Annotated in this window: 5 protein-coding genes; all 5 read left to right on the plus strand. The window is 23.3% G+C overall.

What is annotated here, in order from left to right:
• Positions 1-729: 729 nt before the first annotated feature.
• The 5 genes from ACMUOV_RS02240 to ACMUOV_RS02260 all read left to right on the plus strand — a co-directional run bounded on the left by ACMUOV_RS02240 (position 730) and on the right by ACMUOV_RS02260 (position 3,826).
• Positions 730-948 carry a sigma factor-like helix-turn-helix DNA-binding protein gene (locus ACMUOV_RS02240; protein WP_413853376.1) on the plus strand — a complete coding sequence of 73 codons (219 nt, stop codon included), beginning with the start codon at positions 730-732 and terminating at the stop codon, positions 946-948.
• Positions 949-1,211: 263 nt separating this feature from the next.
• Positions 1,212-2,285: a tyrosine-type recombinase/integrase gene (locus ACMUOV_RS02245; protein WP_413853378.1), complete on the plus strand. Its 1,074-nt coding sequence runs from the start codon at positions 1,212-1,214 to the stop codon at positions 2,283-2,285.
• 27 nt (positions 2,286-2,312) lie between these two features.
• A complete protein-coding gene (locus ACMUOV_RS02250) occupies positions 2,313-3,278 on the plus strand; it encodes a recombinase family protein (RefSeq protein WP_413853380.1) in 966 nt (321 codons plus the stop codon).
• A gap of 138 nt (positions 3,279-3,416) precedes the next feature.
• Complete coding sequence (locus ACMUOV_RS02255; RefSeq protein WP_413853382.1) at positions 3,417-3,617, plus strand: helix-turn-helix domain-containing protein; 201 nt, start codon at positions 3,417-3,419, stop codon at positions 3,615-3,617.
• Positions 3,611-3,826 (plus strand): recombinase family protein, encoded by a 216-nt coding sequence (locus tag ACMUOV_RS02260; RefSeq protein ID WP_413853384.1) that lies wholly within the window; start codon positions 3,611-3,613, stop codon positions 3,824-3,826. Before ACMUOV_RS02255 ends, ACMUOV_RS02260 begins: the two co-directional genes overlap by 7 nt.
• The last annotated feature ends 132 nt before the right edge of the window (positions 3,827-3,958 follow it).

Raw genomic sequence — 3,958 nt, forward strand, 5'->3', positions numbered from 1 at the left:
AAAAAGAAAAAGAAAAAAAATAATAAAAATAAAACAATAAAAAATAATAATAAAAAATAAATAAAATAGCGAAAATTTAGCTAATTTAGCTAATATGCCAAATTGTAAAACAAAATTAAAAAAATAATAAAACAATTTTAAATAATTAAAAAATTAAAAATAAATAATAATAAATTAAAAATTATAAAAATTGAAAAATATAAAAAATGAATAAAAATAATAAAAAAAATTAAATAATAATAAAAAAAAATAATAATGAAATATATTAAATTTAAATATTCAAATATAAAAAACAAAAAACTAATAATAAATAATAAAAATTTATATAAATAAAAAAAATACAAAATAAAATATAAAAATCTAATAATAAAATAATCAATAAAAAAAATAATCAAATAAAAAATAAAAAATTAATAAAAAATAATTTTTGATAATTAAAAAATTGTTCAGGTATATTATTACCTTTATAAAAAACATTCCAAAGAAGACAAATCTTTAGATGCTTAAAACTATTAGAAAAATATTAAAAATCTTTAAATTAAATGGATGTGTTGTAAATGACAGAAACAGAAAGCAAGTTAGTATTTCTTGGAAAAAAAATACATTAATGAAAATTTATCGGATGAAGAAACATTAGAAGCTGTAAAAAACATATTGCAGTTTGAATTGTATCTTAGGGAACTGAAAGCTAAATACAAAGAATGTTTCATTAATAGGGAGGTAGCATAAATGAAAGGATTGAAGAAATATCGTTCTATAAGTGATTACGAAACATATACGGCAAAAGAAATAGCAAGAAAGCTAAATATTAATGTTAGAAGTGTTTACAAGTATTATGCAAAAGGTATGAAATCTATAGAAAGTTCTTATCCGTTGTTGTTTTCTGGCAGTAGTATAAAAGAATTTATAAAAGGTCGATTAGAACAGAAAAGATTACAAACAAAATAAAAGATAATGAATTCTTCTGTTGTAAATGTAAAAAAGCTGTTACAGCTAAAGAGGTAATCATAGAAAATACTGGAAAGAAGATAGGCAACTGTGAATTGTGTATTAAAAAAGGTATCTGCAATATATGTAATTCAAAAGTTGTAAGAATTTTCAGTAATAGGATGATAGAAACAACTAATGAACAACAACTTATTGATTGTGAGAGTATATAGTATAGCTCTCCATAGGTTAAAGTTCACAATATTAAACAAGGAGTGAAAAAATTGAAAAAAGAAAGTAATGAAAAAATTATAAGGAACTATTCAAATTATTTAATTGATAGTAAAGGAGTATCTATAAATACAAAGAAAATATTTCTTAGAAGTATAAGAAAGTTTAATGAAGTTATAAAGAATAAACAATACTCTAAATTAACGGTTGATAATATAATAGAAGCAAAAAATCTATTAAATACCGATTTAAGCAAAAAAACATTCATAATGTATATGAAACAACTTTATAATTTTTATGAATGGTTAAGTAATCAAAAAGGATTTAAATCTTTAAGTGATAAATTTGAATACTTTAACTTATCAAGAAAGGATAAGAAATTAGAGTATTGTAATAAACAGGAATTTAAGGAATATCCAACTTTAGACTATGTAAAAAAGTTAGTAAACTCCATTCCTAATGAAACCGATAAGGATAAAAGGGATAGAGCTTTAATATCCTTTTTATACCTGACTGGTGTAAGGGTAGATGCTTTAGTTAGTTTATCAATGCAGTGTATAGATATTGATAATTTAATAGTAAAGCAATATCCACGGTTTAATACAAGAACAAAGTTCGGAAAGACTATAGTTTCAAAAATTTTTCACTTTGATAATGAGTTGGTGGATATTTTTGTTGATTGGTATAACTATTTAAAGGATAACGGATTTAAAAAAGCTGACCCATTATTCCCTAAAATGCAATGTATTAAAGATACAGACAATTTAAGCTTTAAACGGAGCAAACTTTCAAAAGAGTTTATCTCCGGCACTGGTTTTGTAAAAATATTAACTAATCTTTGTAAAGAAAGAAACATTACCTATTATAGTCCACATAGATATAGAGATTTAGCAATAAATCTAATCTTGTCAAAAATACCTTACGGAGAAGAAATAAAAATAGTTTCTCAAAATTTCGGACATTCGGATATAGCAACAACTATTGATTGTTATGGTTCATATAATCCGAATCAATTAGTAGAAAAACTTAAAAAATTAGACAACAACATTAATGATGTAAAGTTTGAACATAATCTTGAAGTTATAGAGTTCGGGAAAGTTACTGAAATTATTAAAAAAGTTGTTTAAAAATATAAATTCCAGGAGGATGTAAAAATGGTTACTAAAACCAAAGAAGTAAAAAGTAGTAGAGAAGTAAAATATTTAAAAAGAGAGGAAAAGAAAATGATAAAAAAGAACAATGAAGTAAAAAGTAGTAAAGAAAGACAAAATTTAATTCAAAAAAAAGGAGAAAATAAAATGTTACAAAATTTAACAGAAGAACTAAAAATGAATAATTTTATTAAAAAGGCAGAACAAGCAGTAGGATATTGTAAAGCATCTTCATATGGAACAATAAAATATTCTTTAGAATTTCAAGAAAAAGAAATCTTGAAATATTCAAAGGCTAATAATCTACAACTTACAAAAAGCTACAAATGTATAGAAAGTTCTTGGAACATCAAAGGAAGAGAAAAAATAATAGATATGCTTAAATACATTACAAAACATCCAGAAATAAAACATATTATTTTTTACTCTGAAGAAATAATGAATAGCAATCTTCTTGATACACAAAGAATATATGATTTTGTTAGACAAAATAACAAAACTATACATTTTGTAAAAGACAAAATGAAATGTATAGTAAGTCCTTCTCCAGAAGGACTTGCTTTAACTGATTTGGATATTGCTGTTGCTAAAAAAATATCAAATGATACATCAAAAAAAACCAAAATTGGAATGCTTGAAAAAGCAAAATATGGAATACTTCCATTAAAAGCTCCGTTGGGATATATAAACAATCCACGAACAAGAATGATAGATATAAATAATAAAATAGCTCAAAAAATAAAAGAAATTTTTGAAATTTTATCTAAAGGAAAAATGACAAAAGAGAAGTTTATAAAATTATCAATAAAAGTAGGAATTAATCCCCGCAAACTTATCAATATAATTCAAAATCCATTCTACTTTGGAAAATTCTTTTATAAAAGAAAGATATATCAAGGAAAGCATATTCCGTTAATAAGAGAATCTATGTGGCACAAGGCAAATATGACTTTAAGCAAAATAATATAAATAAAAAGGAGGAATAGAACAATGGAATATATTTTATCAGGATAGTTTAGTTTTGCTTGTATTTAATACAACAAACATTGTATAATACAAATATAGTTTAATAAACTTAAATACTATTTAATATGGAGGTTTTAAACAATGTTAGAAGAAAACAACATTGATTTAATAGCTGAATTAGACAATTATCGTCTAAAAAATAAGATAAGTCAACAAAAATTGGCAGAAATATTAGGTGTTAGTGTTGTTACTATTAACCATTGGCTAACAAGAAAAGCTAAGGTTAATAAAATTAACGAATACCAAATTAAAGAACTTTTAAAGGAGCACAAAAAATGTTAAGAAAGATTAATAATAACTATAAAGAAAAAGCTATATTATTTTTAAGAGTAAGTAGTAAAGGACAGGAAGATAATTATTCTCTTGATGCTCAAGAGAAATTGGCTAAACAATATGCTCAGCAGAACAATCTTGAGATTGTAAAAATTTGGAAAGTCTCAGAATCTGCCTGGGGCAAGAAAGAAAGGAAGAATTTTTTAGAAATGTTGTAATATGTAAAGAAACATCAAGAGATAAAGCATATCATATTTGACATCTTAGACAGAATGACAAGAAATGATTTTGATAAAATTAAAATTATAAAACTTGTTAGAGAATATGATAAAGTTATACATTTCACAAGA

It is taken from the genome of Candidatus Ruminimicrobium bovinum, assembly GCF_902760015.1.
Taxonomy (GTDB): Bacteria; Elusimicrobiota; Endomicrobiia; order Endomicrobiales; family Endomicrobiaceae; genus Ruminimicrobium; species Ruminimicrobium bovinum.